At 59.6% G+C, this 16,612-nt stretch carries 17 protein-coding genes; 8 read left to right on the top strand and 9 right to left on the bottom strand.

Annotated features, from left to right (window positions below):
- Positions 1-126 precede the first annotated feature (126 nt).
- Both ACVDG9_RS03905 and ACVDG9_RS03900 read left to right on the top strand, forming a co-directional pair.
- Positions 127-1,071 (top strand): LysR family transcriptional regulator, encoded by a 945-nt coding sequence (locus ACVDG9_RS03905; protein ID WP_077290764.1) that lies wholly within the window; start codon positions 127-129, stop codon positions 1,069-1,071.
- Between the two features lie 140 nt (positions 1,072-1,211).
- A complete protein-coding gene (locus ACVDG9_RS03900; RefSeq protein ID WP_055657706.1) occupies positions 1,212-1,607 on the top strand; it encodes a c-type cytochrome in 396 nt (131 codons plus the stop codon).
- A 143-nt stretch (positions 1,608-1,750) separates the two neighbouring features.
- Here ACVDG9_RS03900 and ACVDG9_RS03895 read toward each other — a convergent pair whose 3' ends face one another.
- Both ACVDG9_RS03895 and ACVDG9_RS03890 read right to left on the bottom strand, forming a co-directional pair.
- On the bottom strand, positions 1,751-2,206 hold the full coding sequence (locus tag ACVDG9_RS03895; RefSeq protein ID WP_055657704.1) for a DUF2267 domain-containing protein: 456 nt from the start codon (positions 2,204-2,206) through the stop codon (positions 1,751-1,753).
- A 52-nt stretch (positions 2,207-2,258) separates the two neighbouring features.
- Positions 2,259-3,617, bottom strand: coding sequence for a DHA2 family efflux MFS transporter permease subunit (locus tag ACVDG9_RS03890; protein ID WP_447237333.1), 1,359 nt, complete (start codon positions 3,615-3,617; stop codon positions 2,259-2,261).
- A 116-nt stretch (positions 3,618-3,733) separates the two neighbouring features.
- Between ACVDG9_RS03890 and ACVDG9_RS03885 the strand changes: the two genes are divergently transcribed.
- Positions 3,734-4,306 (top strand): TetR/AcrR family transcriptional regulator, encoded by a 573-nt coding sequence (locus ACVDG9_RS03885; RefSeq protein ID WP_447238282.1) that lies wholly within the window; start codon positions 3,734-3,736, stop codon positions 4,304-4,306.
- An 80-nt stretch (positions 4,307-4,386) separates the two neighbouring features.
- Here ACVDG9_RS03885 and ACVDG9_RS03880 read toward each other — a convergent pair whose 3' ends face one another.
- Entirely contained in the window at positions 4,387-5,631 is a 1,245-nt protein-coding gene (locus ACVDG9_RS03880) for a DUF3422 family protein (protein ID WP_447238281.1), read from the bottom strand.
- Between the two features lie 250 nt (positions 5,632-5,881).
- On the opposite strand from ACVDG9_RS03880, the gene ACVDG9_RS03875 reads away from it, so the two are divergent.
- Both ACVDG9_RS03875 and ACVDG9_RS03870 read left to right on the top strand, forming a co-directional pair.
- Positions 5,882-6,649: a FadR/GntR family transcriptional regulator gene (locus ACVDG9_RS03875; protein ID WP_447237331.1), complete on the top strand. Its 768-nt coding sequence runs from the start codon at positions 5,882-5,884 to the stop codon at positions 6,647-6,649.
- 17 nt (positions 6,650-6,666) lie between these two features.
- Positions 6,667-7,803, top strand: a complete 1,137-nt coding sequence (locus ACVDG9_RS03870) for an alpha-hydroxy acid oxidase (RefSeq protein WP_023002107.1) — start codon at positions 6,667-6,669, stop codon at positions 7,801-7,803.
- Positions 7,804-7,807: 4 nt separating this feature from the next.
- On the opposite strand, the gene ACVDG9_RS03865 is transcribed toward ACVDG9_RS03870, so the two are convergent.
- Positions 7,808-8,608, bottom strand: coding sequence for an AraC family transcriptional regulator (locus ACVDG9_RS03865; protein ID WP_447237330.1), 801 nt, complete (start codon positions 8,606-8,608; stop codon positions 7,808-7,810).
- 129 nt (positions 8,609-8,737) lie between these two features.
- Between ACVDG9_RS03865 and ACVDG9_RS03860 the strand changes: the two genes are divergently transcribed.
- On the top strand, positions 8,738-9,715 hold the full coding sequence (locus ACVDG9_RS03860; protein ID WP_367020102.1) for a threonine dehydratase: 978 nt from the start codon (positions 8,738-8,740) through the stop codon (positions 9,713-9,715).
- 56 nt (positions 9,716-9,771) lie between these two features.
- Here ACVDG9_RS03860 and ACVDG9_RS03855 read toward each other — a convergent pair whose 3' ends face one another.
- On the bottom strand, positions 9,772-10,470 hold the full coding sequence (locus ACVDG9_RS03855; RefSeq protein WP_228931377.1) for a type 1 glutamine amidotransferase: 699 nt from the start codon (positions 10,468-10,470) through the stop codon (positions 9,772-9,774).
- Between the two features lie 156 nt (positions 10,471-10,626).
- On the opposite strand from ACVDG9_RS03855, the gene ACVDG9_RS03850 reads away from it, so the two are divergent.
- The gene (locus tag ACVDG9_RS03850) at positions 10,627-11,544 is read left to right on the top strand and encodes a DMT family transporter (protein ID WP_023002111.1); all 918 of its coding nucleotides are present in this window, start codon (positions 10,627-10,629) and stop codon (positions 11,542-11,544) included.
- 39 nt (positions 11,545-11,583) lie between these two features.
- Here ACVDG9_RS03850 and ACVDG9_RS03845 read toward each other — a convergent pair whose 3' ends face one another.
- The gene (locus ACVDG9_RS03845; protein ID WP_055657693.1) at positions 11,584-12,474 is read right to left on the bottom strand and encodes a LysR substrate-binding domain-containing protein; all 891 of its coding nucleotides are present in this window, start codon (positions 12,472-12,474) and stop codon (positions 11,584-11,586) included.
- Between the two features lie 171 nt (positions 12,475-12,645).
- Positions 12,646-13,521: a LysR substrate-binding domain-containing protein gene (locus tag ACVDG9_RS03840; RefSeq protein WP_006935582.1), complete on the bottom strand. Its 876-nt coding sequence runs from the start codon at positions 13,519-13,521 to the stop codon at positions 12,646-12,648.
- Between the two features lie 263 nt (positions 13,522-13,784).
- On the opposite strand from ACVDG9_RS03840, the gene ACVDG9_RS03835 reads away from it, so the two are divergent.
- A complete protein-coding gene (locus tag ACVDG9_RS03835) occupies positions 13,785-14,099 on the top strand; it encodes a DUF1127 domain-containing protein (RefSeq protein WP_023002113.1) in 315 nt (104 codons plus the stop codon).
- A gap of 127 nt (positions 14,100-14,226) precedes the next feature.
- Here the strand turns inward: ACVDG9_RS03835 and ACVDG9_RS03830 are convergent, their stop codons facing one another.
- On the bottom strand, positions 14,227-15,000 hold the full coding sequence (locus ACVDG9_RS03830) for a DUF937 domain-containing protein (RefSeq protein ID WP_055657690.1): 774 nt from the start codon (positions 14,998-15,000) through the stop codon (positions 14,227-14,229).
- 146 nt (positions 15,001-15,146) lie between these two features.
- The gene (locus ACVDG9_RS03825) at positions 15,147-16,520 is read right to left on the bottom strand and encodes a glutamate--cysteine ligase (RefSeq protein WP_023002115.1); all 1,374 of its coding nucleotides are present in this window, start codon (positions 16,518-16,520) and stop codon (positions 15,147-15,149) included.
- Between the last annotated feature and the right edge of the window lie 92 nt (positions 16,521-16,612).

The raw sequence follows: 16,612 nt of genomic DNA, 5'->3' as shown, positions 1-16,612 counted from the left end.
TTGATCCAGTTGAATTGGTCCTACGTAACATGAGATGGCAGTGAATTACCCTTGCTTAAGTGTGGCAAGGTTCGCGCCCGAGGAAAACGACCGGCAAATACTAATTGTCTTTCTGAGAGATTGAAAATGAGCAATCTGACCGACATGGAGATTTTCGCAAGGGTGGTAAGCGCCGGCAGCATGTCGGCAGCCGGCCGCGAAATGAGCCTGTCGCCCGCAGTCGTCTCCAAACGCATCCGGCGTCTGGAAGAAAAACTCGGTACCAGACTGCTGCAACGGACCACTCGCCAGATCGCCATGACCGAGGCCGGACAGGGCTTTTACGAGCGCGTTGTGGCCATTCTTGCCTCCGTTGAAGAAGCCGAATCATTTGTCTCGCGCGGCTCGGCCAAGGCACGCGGCAACCTGAAGGTGGCCGTTCCGACGTCCTTCGGCCGGCTTCACATTGCTCCGCACCTTGGCAAGTTCCTGGCTGAAAACACCGATCTTTCGGTCAATCTCGATCTTTCCGACGATTTTGTCGACATCGTCGGTGACGGCTACGACCTTGCCATCCGTATTGCGGAGCTCTCCGATTCCAGTCTTGTCGCGCGGCGCCTGGCACCGGTCCACCGCGTCCTTTGCGCAAGCCCGACCTATCTCGAAAAATACGGCACTCCGCAAAGCATCGAGGATCTCGTCGCAAACCATGTGACCATTGCCGCAACCAACCAGGACCCGTGGCGGCTCGCCGGTCCGGACGGGATCGAGACCGTCCGCACGCAGGCGCCGGTCAAGACCAACTCAAACGAGGTCGTGCGCGAATGCCTGTTGGCCGGCGTCGGCGTTGCGCTTCGATCGACCTGGGACGTCGGTCCGGAGTTGCGTGAAGGCAAACTGCAAATTCTCCTGCCCGAGTACCGGGCCTCGAAGGATGTCGGACTTTATGCCGTTTACCCCAGCCGCCAGTTTCTGCCGGCCAAGGTGCGTGTCTTTATCGACTTCCTCGCCGGGCTCTATGGCTCATCCCCCTATTGGGACCATGGGCTTGAGGACTGGTTACGCCTGCCGAGCAACGCCCGCGCGGGCTGACATTCCACCCGGACGCCAAACGATCCCAGTCGGCGATCGGAGCTTGGCATGCGGGATGCGACGGTCCGTCACTTGCATCAAAGCCTGACATCCTGTTCTGTTGACGGGGGTTTTAAACACCCAAACCGAGGGAGATATACATGCAGCGACTGCTGATGATCGCCGGAACCGCGCTTCTGGCCCTGACCGTTCAGGCAAGCGCCGAAGGCGACCCTGCCAAGGGTGAGAAAGTATTCAAGAAATGCGCCGCTTGCCATGCGGTTGGACCCGAAGCCAAAAACAAGGTCGGTCCGGAACTGAACGGCATTGTCGGCCGGGCCTGGGGCGCGGTTGACGGCTACAAGTATTCCGCCAACCTGCTCGAATTGGCCGATGGCAAAGTGTGGGACGAGGAGACGCTTGACGTTTACCTGACCAAGCCGAAGGATCTGATTCCAAAAGGCAAGATGGCTTTTGCCGGCCTGAAGAAGGAAGACGACCGCGCCAACGTGATCGCCTATTTGAACCAGTACAACGAAGACGGTTCCAGCAAGTAAGCACTGCTTGCGCGTCACATTGACGGCCGCCACTGGCTGCCAGACCAACCAATTGGCCCGCCGGGGAACCCTGGCGGGCCAATTGGCTTTTCAGCATCTGTTGGCAATCGTTTCCAAGGTGGCGTCTGACAATCGGCCCGTGCTCAGAAGATGCGTTGTTGCAGCTCCGCAGGATCGGCGACATCCACGTGCCAGTACTCCCTAGCCGCAAGGGGCAAAGTTTCAAGAACCCGGTCGAGATCCCGTTGATCGACATGCCGCCTTAGAGCCCATGCGGTTGCTTCAATCGCATTGTCTGGCGTGAGGTTATGGTGCTTTCGAACCTGCTGCGCCTCCCTGGACATTACTTCTCTGCTTGAGAATGGCACAGGCTTTCGGGTCACGTCCCATTCCCTAATGAAGATCGCGCAAAGAACAGAAGGCAGAGCGCCGGCGAAAGCCAAACCTTGTTCAACCGTGAGCCGCCGCCTGAATACCTGAAAGACTGCATCGACCGCCGTGTAGGTGGAATTGTCGGATACAAGATCCATTCGCTGCTTTGCGTCCGACAAAAAGGAGCCGAAGTCTCTGGAAGCGTATCGATAAGTCCATGGGATCATTGTGTTGGGTCCTGAGAAAGTCTTTTCAGGGGAAAGCAAGCGTCCACTGGTCTTACGTCCTGCCGGCAGGCCTGAGCCAGAAAGACGTCAATACCGGTCCCGCTGCAAGCAAGATCAGTAGCGGGAAGGCCAGTGCACCGTTCTGTGTTGTTCCACCCAGTTCGATCACCAGCACCATGGCAGTCGCTCCCAAGGCGCCGCCAACGCGTTGCACCACGTTAACCAGCGTTGCGGCATCTCCGGTTTCCATTTCCTGCACCACGGTGAACGCCGCTGTCATCGCAGGCATTTGAGCTAATGCAAGACCGATACCTCGCAGGCACAACAAGGCCGCAATCGGACTTGCTGCCCATATCGGCCAGACGCCGAAAGGCAACGTGCCAAGCAACAGGAGCACGGCCCCCGAACCGGAGACCGCGGCAGGTCCGTATCGGTCCGTCAGGTATCCGGCGAACGGCAGTGCAATCGCGGCTCCGAGCCCCATCACCAGCAACATCCCGCCTGTTTCGATATCTCCAAAGTTCAGCTCTACCTGCAGATAGATTGGAAACAGCAGGAGTCCGGAATACATTGCAGCTCCCGTAAGTCCTGCCGTGGCGGCGGCTCCGGCAAAACCGGGACGACTGAACAGTGCAAGATTGATGAGAGGCGCGTCCACATGGCGAAAGTGCCGTAGTGCCCAGTTCAGAAATACACCGCCAAGAAAAACGTTGACCAGTGCCTGCCAATTGATATTGGCGGTGCTGATTTCGGCAAGCCCGAACAGCACCAGCGGAAAACCCACGGCACACAGAAGCAACCCCTTGGCGTCCAGCCTGCTTGACGGCTTTCCATCACCAGCCGGGACAAGATATCTACCGGCGACAATTGCCACGGCCCCGATCGGTACGTTCATCCAGAACAAACCGCGCCACGAAACCGTTTCGATCAGAACACCGCCTACCCCAGGCCCAAGGGCTGGTCCCAAGGCCACCGCAAATCCGACGGTCCCCATCAGACGGCCCAATTGCCGGCGCTCTGAAACACTTGCCAGCACCGCTTGGCCTGAAGGCACCATTATCCCGGCGGCAAGCCCTTGCAGTCCGCGCGCGAGGCTCAGCATCAAAGACGTTTCGGAAAGTGCGCACAGCGCAGATGCCGCAACAAATCCTGTCATGCTCATTTGCCAAACGCGGCCGTGCCCAAACCGCCTGCACAGCCAACCCGTCATCGGCATCGAAACGGCCAGAGCGATCAGATAGCCGGTCACCACCCACTGCACGTCCCCCAAAGACGTTCTGAAATTTTCCTGAAGCGGGAGAAGCGCAAGGTTTGCCACGGAGGTATCGAGCATGGCCATGAAAGCTCCAGCCCCGGTCACAGTTGCAACGGCCCAAAGTCTTGGTGGTATGCGCAATATTTCGGGTTTCATGACGATAACAATGGACCCTTCCGAATTTTTTATGGTACACTTGTATCATAAAAAATTTCATCGCTCCAGAGACAGCGCCCATGCCGCGAACCGTTGACCATGACGAACGCAAATCGATGATCTTGACGGCCTTTGTCGAAGTTGCTCTGGCGAAAGGACTGCATGCCGTCTCGCTTCGCGATGTCGCGTCAGCCGCAGGCGTTTCCTTGCGGCTGGTGCAGTATTATTTCGAAACCAAATCCGGCTTGATGCAGGCTGGGCTCAGCTTTCTGGAGGCCCAAAGCAATATGCGCTGGACTGCGCGGCTCGACGGCCACTCGGACCAGACTTCGCCACGCGCGGCGTTGCTGACACTGTTTGAAGAAGCGATGCCAACAGACCGGAAAAGCCGTGAATTCCATCTTCTATGGATGTCTTACACAGTCCTTGCGCTGACCAGTGACGAAATTTCCGGTCGTGCGTTCATCGACAGTCCGAGCAAGCTGAAGGGGCGCATTTCAGAAATAGTGAAACAGGGGATTGGAACCGGTGACTTTCGTTCCGAATTGGATGCAGAAGCCGAAGCGGCAATCCTTATCGGGCTGATACATGGCTTGGGAACAGCTGTCCTGATTGGCCAACAGTCCGGGGAAACAGCCTTGTCCCACTTGTCACACTATCTCGATCGGCTCGCACCAAATGGGAGATAGTCCAGGGAAACGGTCCTCGCCTCGAAATTAATCGGGTCGATCTTTCCACACCAGCTTCCTGGTACATTGTCTTGACGGTTTCAATGCTCACCGTGTTGCTGACGGATGCGCTTGACGGTCCACCAGATCACCAGCACGACCAGCGGCACGGATATGCCGGTCATCAGGTTGGAGTCAGGCAGAGGCAAGCCGGTTTCCTTGGCGGCTTTCGCCAGATAGGAAATCAGGCCGACGACGTAGTAGCTCACCGCGGCAACGGACAGGCCTTCGACGGTCTGCTGCAGGCGGAGTTGCAGATGGGCACGCCGGTTCATGGATTCCAGCAGCGAACGGTTCTGCTCTTCCAGTTCGACGTCGACCCGCGTGCGCAGGAGCGTGGTTGCCCGCGCCAGTTTGCGCGAGAGCATCGCCTGACGGTCTTCGATCGCCTGGCAGGTGCGCATGGCCGGGGCAAGCCGGCGGACGAGGAAGGACGCCATTGAAAGTTCGCCGGGGGCAGCCTCTTCATGCAAGGTTTCCAGCCGTGCCCGGACGATCTGGTCATATGCGCGGCTCGCGCCGAACCGAAACGTGCTGGCGGTTGCCCCAGCTTCCAGCGCAGCGGCAAGGCCGCTCAGTTTGTCCAGAAGCTCCTGGTTGGCGCCGAGCGCCGAGGTCTCCTGCATCAGGCCGGTCAGTTCCGCAAGCTCGATCTCGAAACGCCTGATATCCGGCTGAAGTCTGGTTGCCTCGAACAGGCCCAACATGGCCAGCGTTCGATAGGTCTCGACCTCGAGAAGCCGCTGGACAACGGCGCCGGACTGAACGTCGCTCAAGGTCCGGTTGCAGACCAGGAGCCGTGTGAGCCCATCGCCATCCTGCCGGAAGTCGGTCGCCACCATGGCAGCGCCGTCTTCAAGGTTGGAAACCGTCAGGCTGGCTTCATCGAACTGGCTTCGCCATTCCTTGCCTTCATCACCACCGCGCAATTCCAGCCGGACGGCGACCAGCAGATCGCCGGGTGCCCGAAACGCAGCGCCAAAGGGGTGCTTGATCGGCACCTGCCCGAAAATCGTTTGTTCGTGGGCGCTACCATCCCAGGTGTAGGTGGTGAATTCCGCGTGCTGTTCCCAGCTCAAGGTGCCGCCGCCGAAATTGACGGTGTGATGACGGGCTCCGGGCGCAGGGCCGTGGCCGCCGCGAGAAATGCAGAACTCTGACAGCCAGGCATGATCTCTGGCGGCTTCCTCAGCATCTGTCAGGAAAGCGTAGTGGAGCACCGTCCGCGGACAGGGCAGCGGACGAAACGGCCGCGCATGAACCTCCCCCAACACCTTTTCCCGCAAGGGAGATGTGCGAAAGGCAGGAAAGGTGGACCCGTTTTCTGATCCCTGATCCAAGGAGCAACCCCGACTTTGGAAATGTTCTGTCAATTCTACATTCCGCTAAGGCACCGCCGAAACCAATCCGCATTTTTGCCGCAGCAGACAATTGGGTTTCCGGAGAGACATTTCAGCAACAAATAATTGGACAAAAAAATTGACCAATTTTGAAAGCGGCGCTATTTTCCGCGCCAACAATTGGAGCGGGAGCGGCATGTTTCAGCCGGTCGATCATCAGAAAACGGCAAATGCTGTGGTGGAGCAGATCGAAGATCTGATCCTGAAGGGCGTGCTGCAGTCCGGCGACAGGCTGCCAGCCGAGCGCGACCTTGCCGACCAGATGAATGTCTCCCGTCCCGTGCTTCGCGATGCCTTGAAGACGCTTGAGGACCGCGAGCTGATTTCGTCGCGCCGGGGTGGCGGCACCTATGTTGCCGAGCTGATCGGCCCGATCTTTTCCGAAGCAGTGGTGCAGCTGATTGCCCGGCACCCGGGCGCGGTAAACGACTATTTCGAATTCCGGCGGGGCATCGAGAGCCAGGCGGCAGGCCTTGCAGCCGCACGGGCCGCCCCATCCGACCTTGCCCGGCTGCAGGACATTGTTCGCCAGATGCAGGAAGCGCATGACAACGAGGACCTGCCTGCCGAAAGCCGGCTGGACGTTGCCTTTCATCACGCGGTAGGTGAAGCGGCCCACAATGTGGTGATGCTGCACACTCTCAGGTCCTGTTACCGGCTTCTGGAAAACGGCGTCTTCTACAATCGCGGGCGCCTGTACCACCACCCGTCGGCACGGATCGAGCTGCTGCAGCAGCACAAGGCCATTGCCGACGCCATTCAGACCGGGGATGCCGACCGCGCGAGGCAGGCCTCGGAAAACCATATCGACTATGTGCGCGGCACCCTTGCCGAAACGAAGGATCTGGACCGGCGCGAGCAGCTGGCCGGCCTGAGACGGACCCGAAAACCGGCTCGCGCGTGAGCCTCAGGAGGAATTCGATGACTGTTGTGACCGATGTTGCCGACATGCAGGCCCTGGCCCGGCGCCGGGTACCGAAGATGTTTTACGACTATGCGGATACCGGTTCCTGGACGCAGAGCACCTACCGCGAGAACGAAGCGGCGCTGCAGCGCCAGAAGCTGCGCCAGCGCGTGGCCTGCAACATAGACAACCGCTCGGTCAAGACCACCATGATCGGCCAGGACGTAACGATGCCGGTTGCCCTTGCCCCTGTCGGCCTCACCGGGATGCAGCGCGCCGACGGTGAAATTCTCGCGGCCCAGGCCGCAGAAGAATTCGGTGTCCCTTTCACCCTGTCCACCATGAGCGTCTGCTCGATCGAGGATGTCGCCGAGAACACCAAGAACCCGTTCTGGTTCCAGCTCTACGTCATGCGCGACAGGGGCTTTTCGGAAAACCTGATGCAGCGTGCAACGGCTGCCGGCTGTTCGGCACTCGTGCTCACGCTTGATCTTCAGGTTCTTGGCCAACGGCACAAGGATCTGAAAAACGGCCTGTCCACGCCGCCGAAACCCAAACCGCACGTTCTGCTGGATCTTGCCTTCAAGCCGCGCTGGTGCTGGCACATGCTGCAGACCAAGCGCCGCCAGTTCGGCAACATCCATGGCCACGTGTCCGGTGTTGGCGACATGACCTCGCTTGCCGAATGGACCAACAGCCAGTTCGACCCGACCCTCGACTGGTCTTCGGTGGAATGGGTGAAGTCCCACTGGAAGCGCAAACTCATTCTCAAGGGCATCAACGATGTGGAGGATGCGAAGATCGCGGCGGACGTTGGGGCCGACGCGATCGTCGTCTCCAACCATGGTGGCCGTCAGCTTGACGGAGCTCTTGCGTCCTATGAGGTGCTTCAGGACATCGTCGATGCGGTCGGCGACAAGATCGAAGTGCATTTCGACAGCGGCATCCGGTCCGGCCAGGATGTCTTCAAGGCGGTCGCAATGGGAGCCAAGAGCACCTACATCGGCCGCGCCTTCATCTATGGTCTTGGCGCCATGGGCAAGGAAGGGGTCTCGAAGGTGCTGCAAATGATGCACAAGGAACTGGACGTCACCATGGGCCTTTGCGGCGAAACCGACATCAAAAAGGTCGGCCGCCACAACCTGGTGCTCTGACGGGTCACCTATCCGGGCGCACGAACTTGGAGGGACTGACCCCGAGGCGCGTCCGGAAACTCGCCGTCATGTGGCTTTGCGAGGAAAAGCCCGACCTGAGAGCGATTTCCGAAAGCGGCTTGCCGGTGGAAACGATGAGCGCCCGGGCGCGCTGCAGCCGCCGGCTGACGATATAGTCGTAGGGCGACTGCCCACAGTAAGCCGAGAAGGCACGGCTCAGGAAACTGGCCGAAACGCCGATTTCCTGCGCCAGAACGGCAACGGACAGATTTGACCCGAGATCGGCCTCGATCCTGTCCGCCACTTTCCGAAACCGATTGCCTGTCATCCATCTGGCAGCCTTGCCAGGGCGCTGCGGCTTCAGCCCCGCCTCTGCAAGTGCGTTGATGCAGGCTTCGGTTTCCAGATGATCCGGAGGCGTATCCGACAACAGCCACTTGCGCAGTCTGCCTGCGGCCATGGAAGCAGATTTCGACAGGATGTTGGTGCGGTAACACCCTTCCGTCAGACAGATTTCGCGACCGCTGACCAGAAGATATTCACCGCCCATTTCTGAACGGGAGCGGATGTCGCAGCCGCTGGGTGTCAAAGCCAGCGTGTTGGGCAAGCGAACGAAATCTTCCCGCCTGTCCGAAGCGATGGCATGGCTGCCCGATTGATAGTCAAACGCAAAGCCGATGGTTCCCGTCTCTGCCACGAAACCGACATCGTAACCGGCGGCCGGCAAAAGGCGGAGCCCATATCCGGCGACCTCCCGGTAGATGGGCACAGATCCAGGCTGGGTATGAACAGTGTCCGTTTGCATGGCGCGCAAACCTGACGCAGGAACAGGGGCTGCGCAAGTCCGAATAGGTTCAGGATCCTGAAAGACAGTGCGGACCACGCGGATATACTCGCGGCCGACCAACACCAGAAACCGGACCTGACCACGCCCATGACCGCTCTCTTCACCCTGGACGACCTTGAAGCCGCTTTTCCGATCGTGCGCCAGCTTGTGCCGGAAACGCCAAGCTATGCCTGGCCGCTCCTGAAGGAGCGGTTCGGCCTGGAAATCGCGGTCAAACACGAGAACCACACCCCGATCGGCGCCTTCAAGGCGCGCAGCTCCATCGTCTACATCCAGAAACATATCGAAGAACACGGCCGCCCCAGCGGCGTCGTTACGGCCACCCGCGGAAACCACGGCCAGTCCATGGCGCTGGCCGCCCGTACGCTTGGCCTGCCCGCCACCATCGTGGTGCCGGAAGGAAATGCGGAGGGCAAGAACCGGGCGATGAAGGCCTTTGGTGCTGATCTCGTGATCGACGGTCGCGACTTCGACATTTCCCGGCGCACTGCCGAGCGGCTGGCCCGTGAAAGCGGTTTCCTGATGGTGCCGAGCTTTCACAGGAACATCGTCCTTGGCGTTGCGACCTACGCGCTGGAATTTTTCAGGGCGCATGACGATCTCGACGTGGTTTATGTCCCCGTTGGCATGGGTTCCGGCGCCTGTGGACTGATCACGGTGCGCGACCTTCTGGGGCTTAAAACCGAGATCGTTCCTGTCGTTACGGAAAACGCCCCCGCCTACCGCCTGTCCGTCGAGGCGGGAAAAATCGTGACCACGGAAACCGCAGCCACTTTCGCCGACGGCATGGCCTGCCGGGAGCCGGTACAGGCGGCGCTTGATATCCTGCAGACCGGTTCCAACCGGATCGCAACGGTTACGGATGACGAAATCGCTGCCGCCATCCGCGTCCTGTTTGCAGATACGCATAATCTCGCCGAAGGTGCCGGTGCTGCCGCCCTCGCCGCATTGATACAGGATGCGCCGAAGCTTCAAGGCAGGAAGGCCGGTATCATTCTGTCAGGAGGCAACCTGGACGAAACGGCAATGCAGACAGTTCTGACCGGTGGAACACCGGTGGTCTGAATACCGGGATGACAATATCCCGGGACACAACCCCGGAACCAGAAGTGCGAAAGTTCTCAAAGCAACGACAGCCAGGCCTTTGCAATTGCGGCGCCGGTCTCGTCGGCCTTTGCTGCATGGCGGGACGCTTCGGTGTCGAAACGGCTGTGCCAGTCCGGCGTATGCGCACGAATGTCGTCACTGAAGGCTTCGCTCCAGTTACGTACTTCCGGAAGGCCGGTTTCGAAATGGAACTGGATTGCGTAGGTCAAATCGCCCATGCGGAAGGCCTGGACCGGTGTCATGGCGCTGCTCGCCAGAAGCACCGCCCCGTCCGGCAGCGTTACGGTGTCGGAATGCCAGTGGAACTGAGGAGCACCGGCCCCGAGCTTGCCGACCACGGGGTCTTCCAGCCCTGCGTCGGTCGGTGTCACGTCGCGCCAGCCGAATTCAACCGGCAAGCCCAGAACGTTCTCTCCACCAAAGGCGCGGGCGATCAGCTGCGAGCCCAGACAAATACCGAGGACGGGCTTGCCGGCATCGTCAAAGGCACGGATCAGATCGCAGACCTTCGGCAGATGCGGGTAGGCATCGTCCGCCAGCGCATCCTGGGCTCCGCCCAGCACGACCAATCCGGCAAAAGCATCGGCGGCTTGAGGAAGCGGCTCGCCTTCAAATGCCTTGACGGTGTGCCAGCTATGACCTTCCTGCGTAGCGACACGACCGAGAATGCCAAGTTCCGTATGCTGATAGTTCTCAACGACGAGAAAATGCATGTTGTCCTCTAACCTGCTCACGAGCCTTACCGCTTCAATTCCGGCGGGACTTTATCCATGCGCAACCTTGATGAAAACATCAAAAACAATCATTTGCATTGAAGTGTCCTGACCGTCAATCTTAGGAACAACATCCCCATAAAGATCGGTTCATTCATGAGCGTTGCATCCCCCAGCCTCCGGCCCGGCTCTGCCGGCTTCAGTGCAACCGACTACGGTCTTTACGCGGCGACGGTTCTTGCCTGGGGCTTCAGCTGGATTGCAATGAAGGGCCAGGTGGCAACGGTCGCGCCTGAAGTGTCTGTCTTCTGGCGCTTTGTGCTGGCAGCGTCGATCATGATGGCGTGGGCACGCTTTCGCGGACACCATCTTGCCTTCGGCCTTCAGGATCACCTGCGGTTTGCCGGACTTGGCGTGTTTCTGTTTTCCACCAACTTCACGCTGTTCTACTACGGCGCGGCCATTTTGCCGTCCGGTTTGCTGGCGGTGATCTTCTCGACCGCCTCGATCTTCAACCTGTTTCTGGGACTGATCCTGTTCGGCCAACGACCAAGCCCGATCGCTCTCGGTGCCGGGCTGCTCGGCTTTCTGGGTATCGGCCTGATGTTCTGGCCGAAGCTGGCCGGGGCAGAGTTCAACGACGAAGCTGCCATTGGCCTCGCCATGTGTGTCGGCGGCACGTTGTCCTTCTGCCTTGGCAACATGCTGTCGGCTGACACCCAGCGGCGCGGCATCGGCGTTACACCTGCTACCGCCTGGGGCATGGTCTACGGCATGCTTTTCCTGGGGGTGTTCTCGGCCCTGCGCGGCCAGAGTTTTTCCGTCGAATGGTCCGTGAACTATTTCGGAAGCCTGATCTATCTGGCTGTTGTCGCCTCGGTCATCGCCTTTGCTTCCTACCTGACCCTGCTCGGCCGCATCGGCTCGGCGCGGGCAGGCTATGCCACCGTGATGTTCCCGGTGGTCGCTCTCACTCTGTCGACCATTTTCGAAGGCTATCAGTGGACGCCAGTGGCCGCCGCCGGTCTGGCCTGTGTCATCGGTGGCAACCTGATGATGCTGCGCGCCCGATAGGTCTATCCCTGACATGAGAAGAAACCGGACGGCGGAGGTTTATTCCGCCGCCAGTTGCGTTGTGCCGCTGCCAACGTTGCCGATCGCTGCCACCAGGTGGTTGCACAACGTATCGTGCATGGTTTCGCGTGCCGTATCCGAGCGCAGCAGGGCGATGTCGCAATAGGGCAGCGTCGGAAAGCCGTCCTTCTCGTCCAGAATACGCATGCCGTCTCGAATTGCGCTTTCAGGAAACACCGTCACGGCGAGTCCGGCCTGAACCGCACCGACGAGAGCCGCCGCGCTGGAGCTTGTGTAGGAGACCCGGTAGGGGCGTCCCGCCCGGTCGAGCGCATCCATCGAAATCCGGCGCCAACCACAGGTCACCGGTCCGAGTGCCAACCGGACAACGTCCTGTGTGTGGGCGCAATGTTGGTTAGACGTAACCCAGTAGAGCGGTTCACGGCGAATGATTTCACCGCGCAGGTCCATCGTATCCTGGGAGGTCGTGATGGCAACGTCGAGCGTTCCTTCCCGGATCGCATCCGTCAGCCGGGCACTGGACAGACATTCCACCTGCACTTCAATGGAAGGATTGAGCCGATTGAAGGCCGCCAGCACCTGCGGCAGCAGCCGGTCGGCATAATCGTCCGGCACGCCCAGCTTCACATGGCCGACTTCCTTCTGGCCATTGAAGGCAGACAGGGTCTCGTCGTTCAACATGATCATCCGGCGGGCGAACTCGACCAGCCGCAGGCCGTTTTCCGTCAGCCGGGACTGGCGCCCGTCCTTGATGAAGATCGGCTGACCAACACGCTCTTCCAGCCGCCGCATCTGCATGGAGACTGCCGACTGCGTCTTGTGCACAGCCTCACCAGCCTTGGTGAAGCTTCCCAACTCCGCGATCGCCAAAAACGTTCGAAGTTGGTCGATGTCCAGTGCGTGATGCATGCAAGGACCCTATGAAATGAGCCACAAACCGGTGGTGAAATTTGAGATTCGAATTGATTTACTAAAGATACATCACAACTTCTTACACTTCAATCGATATTTGGCCAGCAGGACAAAACAATACTCTAGGTAAGATTTTGAAATCGTTCCGGGAATTCCGTTCGCTTGCAACTATTCGGCCGCGAGCGGAACCGAAAGGTTGTCGAGCGATGAAACAATGTGCTCGACCAGGGCATCCGTGACCCGGGAATTGTTATGCCAGGACCGCATGATACCGATTTCGCAATCGGGCAATTTCGGGAAACCCTCGGCTTCCGTCAGAACCCGCATGCCGGACCGAAGCGCAGATTCTGGCAGAACGGAAATGGCAAGCCCGGCAAGGACGGCGGCGCCGACTGCCGTAGAGTTCCAGCTTGAATAAAGCAGGCGATGTTCGCGCATCTGATCGCTGAGCGCATTGATCGCAGCCCGGCGCCAGTCGCAGGTTGCGCGCCCCAGCGCCAGAGGCAGAGGCGACTCGTTTTCCACCGCGTGGCGGGCCGAGACAACCCAGAGCAAAGGTTCCCGCCGTACCAGATCAACGTTCTTGCGACCACGCTTCTGTACGTGGGTGATGATGGCGACATCCAGCTCACCCTCGGCGATCATGTCGGCCAGATTGGGTGTCGGCGCGCAGACGACGCTGACCTCCGCCTTGGGGTTGGACCTGGAAAAGCGCGCCAGAATTTCCGGCAGGAACCGATCTGCGTAGTCGTCCGGAGTGCCCAGACGCACGAGCCCGGCAAGTTCCGTGTCATCGAAAGCGGCAAGCGTCTCGTCGTTCAATTGCACGAGCCGGCGCGCGTAGTGAAGCAGACGCTCGCCATGTTCGGTCAGGCGGGACTGCCGGCCAACCCGGACAAAGAGCGGTTTGCCGATCCGCTCCTCCAGACGGCGCATCTGCATCGACACCGCCGACTGTGTCTTGTGCACATTGTCCGCCGCCTTGGTGAAGCTGCCGCTTTCGGCAATGGCCACAAAGGTCCGGAGCTGATCCAGGTCGAGCATGAGCGCCTCACTGATAAAGGATGCTCATATTTAACATGGCATCCATTTAAAGGGGAAATGATTTCGCGAAGCGGCCGCCTTGCTTCAATCGAAGCGCTTTGGGGATTTTGACTTCACAGAAAGTGATAATTTCAATCACAAACATTCGTTGGATTAATAGCAGCAAACAGTCCACATAGGGGATGTTCCACAACAAGCGACGACAAATCAGGCTCGGAACAGGCAGTCGGAATCCCTCCGTCCGCCAACAGGAGAATTTTGCCATGACACATACAGCAAGCACCCCGTTCTTCGCTCTCTTCGGGCAGATGGTTGCCCGTGTATGGCGTGTGTCCAAAAACCGTCGTCAGTTCGCGGAACTGAATGACTGGTCCGACGAGCAGTTGAAGGACATCGGCCTGACGCGGAGCGACGTTCGACGCGCATTGGCCCAACCGTTCTATACCGATCCGACATCCCTGGTGAACGGATCTTCAGCGCTCCGCGAGACCATCGGCTATAGCGCCGCCAATTCGGCGCAGGACAAGCCGATGATGACACTCGTGACCGAAAGCAAGACCCGCCAGCTGGCGGCCTGACCTTTCGGCTGACCTCCCCTCATTTGCAGCCCCTGTCGGCAAGCCTTGCTGACGAACCTGACCCGCCTCACCGGCGGGTCTTTTTTTTAAAAAAAAGCGTTAAGGGCGGCCCAAGCCTGAAGACGGCTCAAACGTCGCGGAAATCCTTGGCGGCCTTTTCGAAGAAACTGTCGAAAGCCTTGAACTGGTTGGACTGGAAATCACGGCCGGCGGACATCCAGCTCGACACCATTTCCTCAAACTCGGACGCATTGCCCTCAGGGCCTTCCGGCTCGTCGTCCGGAGGCAATTCTTCTTCCTGTGGCTCGGGCTCAGGCTCTGGCGAGGCGGATTTCGTAACGATGCTGGCCGGTTGCAGGAACGCGCCCCAGAAGGATTGCATCGCCTCGGCATAGCCTTGCAGGTAGTCGACCGGGGTCGGCTGCGGTTTCGGCCGGCCTCTGGCAAAGCCGCGCAGATAGGCGTCAAGCAGGTTACGAGCTTCACCGTGGACAAAGGGCCTGGCAATCTGCCCCATGGCAAGCGTCGCCGCCACGGGCATCATTTCCTGGATGGCATCGCGCTGAAGGCCTGTGAGGCCGGAAATCTGGCTGGCAAGCGCCTTTTGAACAGCTTCAGGCCCGAAAAAGGGTGTCAGGGCCGCATCGGACGGACTCTGGAACAGACCTGCGTAGCCGGCAAAGGGGTTTTGCGCGACTGAGCCAAGCGGCGACGTCTGCCCGAGGAACTCCGAAAAGCCCGGTACCGTGCTGCCGAAGTAGCGGAAACCGTTGAGCGCGGCAGGCAGGAGCTGCTCCATCACCCGGCTAAGGTCTTCATTCGACCAGCCGAAGCGGTTGCGCACATCTTCCGACAAGGAAAAGATGTCGAAGGGAGGAGCTCCCGTCTCGCTGCCAGTCATTTGCGTCGCTCCGCTCACGCTGTTGCAAGGCCTTGAGAAAAAAGACCGATCACAGACAGAGTGACGCTTCGCGGGCCTCAGGTCAATTCAGGCCTTTTGCGGACAGCGCCGGTCGCCCACAACTTGATGCTGCGGGCGAAGCTTGTTCAGTAGGCGTAGTCGCGGAAGACCTGGCTGATATCGCCCTTCCAGGAACCGTTATAGCGCTGCAGCAGAACGTCTGCCGGGCACATGCCGGAGGCGAGGCCTTCCTCGATCGGAGCCAGATGCACGCGCTCGTCCAGATCGCCATCGCTCAGGCGATTGCGACGCTTGAGACCTTCCTGGGACAGGGCAAGCACCTGTTTGGCGACATCCAGAACGGTGCCTGAGCGGAAAGGTGTCTGCAGGGCGGTTTTGGGAACGCCTGCACGAAGAGCCGCGCGTTCTTCCTGGGTCCAGTCCTTGACCAGTTCCCAGGCCTGATCGAGCACGCCCTTGTCGTAAAGCAGGCCGACCCAGAGTGCCGGCAGAGCGCAGATGCGCCGCCACGGGCCACCGTCAGCGCCGCGCATCTCGATGTATTTCTTCAACCGGACATCGGGGAAAAGCGTGGACAGGTGGTTGTTCCAGTCACCGATATTTGGCGTAGCGTCCGGAACCTTGCCTTCCAGCGCGCCGTTCATGAACTGGCGGAAAGTGGTGCCCGTAACGTCGTAGTAGGTCGAGCCGCGCTTGACGAAATACATCGGCACATCAATTGCCCATTCCACATAACGCTCGAAGCCGAAGCCTTCCTCGAAAGCGAAGGGCATGTCGCCGGTGCGGTCGTGGTCGGTGTCGGTCCAGATCTGGGCGCGGAAGGATTTGAAGCCGTTCGGCTTGCCTTCCGTGAAGGGCGAATTGGCGAAAATGGCGGTCGCGATCGGCTGCAGAGCCAGGCCGACGCGCATCTTGAGGGCCATATCCGCTTCGGACGAGAAATCGAGGTTCACCTGGATGGTGGAGGTCCGGTACATCATGTCGAGACCAAGCGAGCCGACCTTCGGCATGTAGTTGGTCATGATGTCATAGCGGGATTTGGGCATACGCGGCATGTCGGCACGCGACCATGTCGGGGTCATGCCGATGCCAAGGAAGCCGATGCCGAGCGGTTCGGCCACGCGGCGCACATCGGCAAGGTGCTGGTTGGCTTCGCGGCAGGTCAGGTGCAGGTTGTCGAGCGGCGCGCCAGAAAGTTCGAACTGACCGCCCGGCTCGATGGAAATCGCGCCGCCGCCGCGGTCGTCTGCCAGACCGATGATCTTGCCGGCGTCCTCGATCCGCTCCCAGTTGATCAGCTTTTCCATGCCGGTCAGGATGGCCTCGACGCCCTTTTCACCGCCATAGGGAATTGGCGTCAGTTCGTTCAGGCAGAAGCCGAATTTTTCGTGCTCGGTGCCGATGAGAAACTTCTCTTCCGGCTTACAGCCCTCCTCGAGCGTCGCGGCAAGGTCCGCAACCGTTTCAATCGGGGTGGAGTCGACCGTATCGCGGGCCATGAAAGCGTCCTAAAAACTGCGCGGCCCGTCAGGCTGCCCCCTACAAACCGCAGTGATCCGGCGCGTTCCGGGAGGAACGCTTTTGAGCCTCG

Source organism: Roseibium sp. RP-7 (assembly GCF_053005225.1).
Note: the sequence above shows the minus strand (reverse complement) of the source record. Positions and strands in the feature narration are given on the sequence as shown.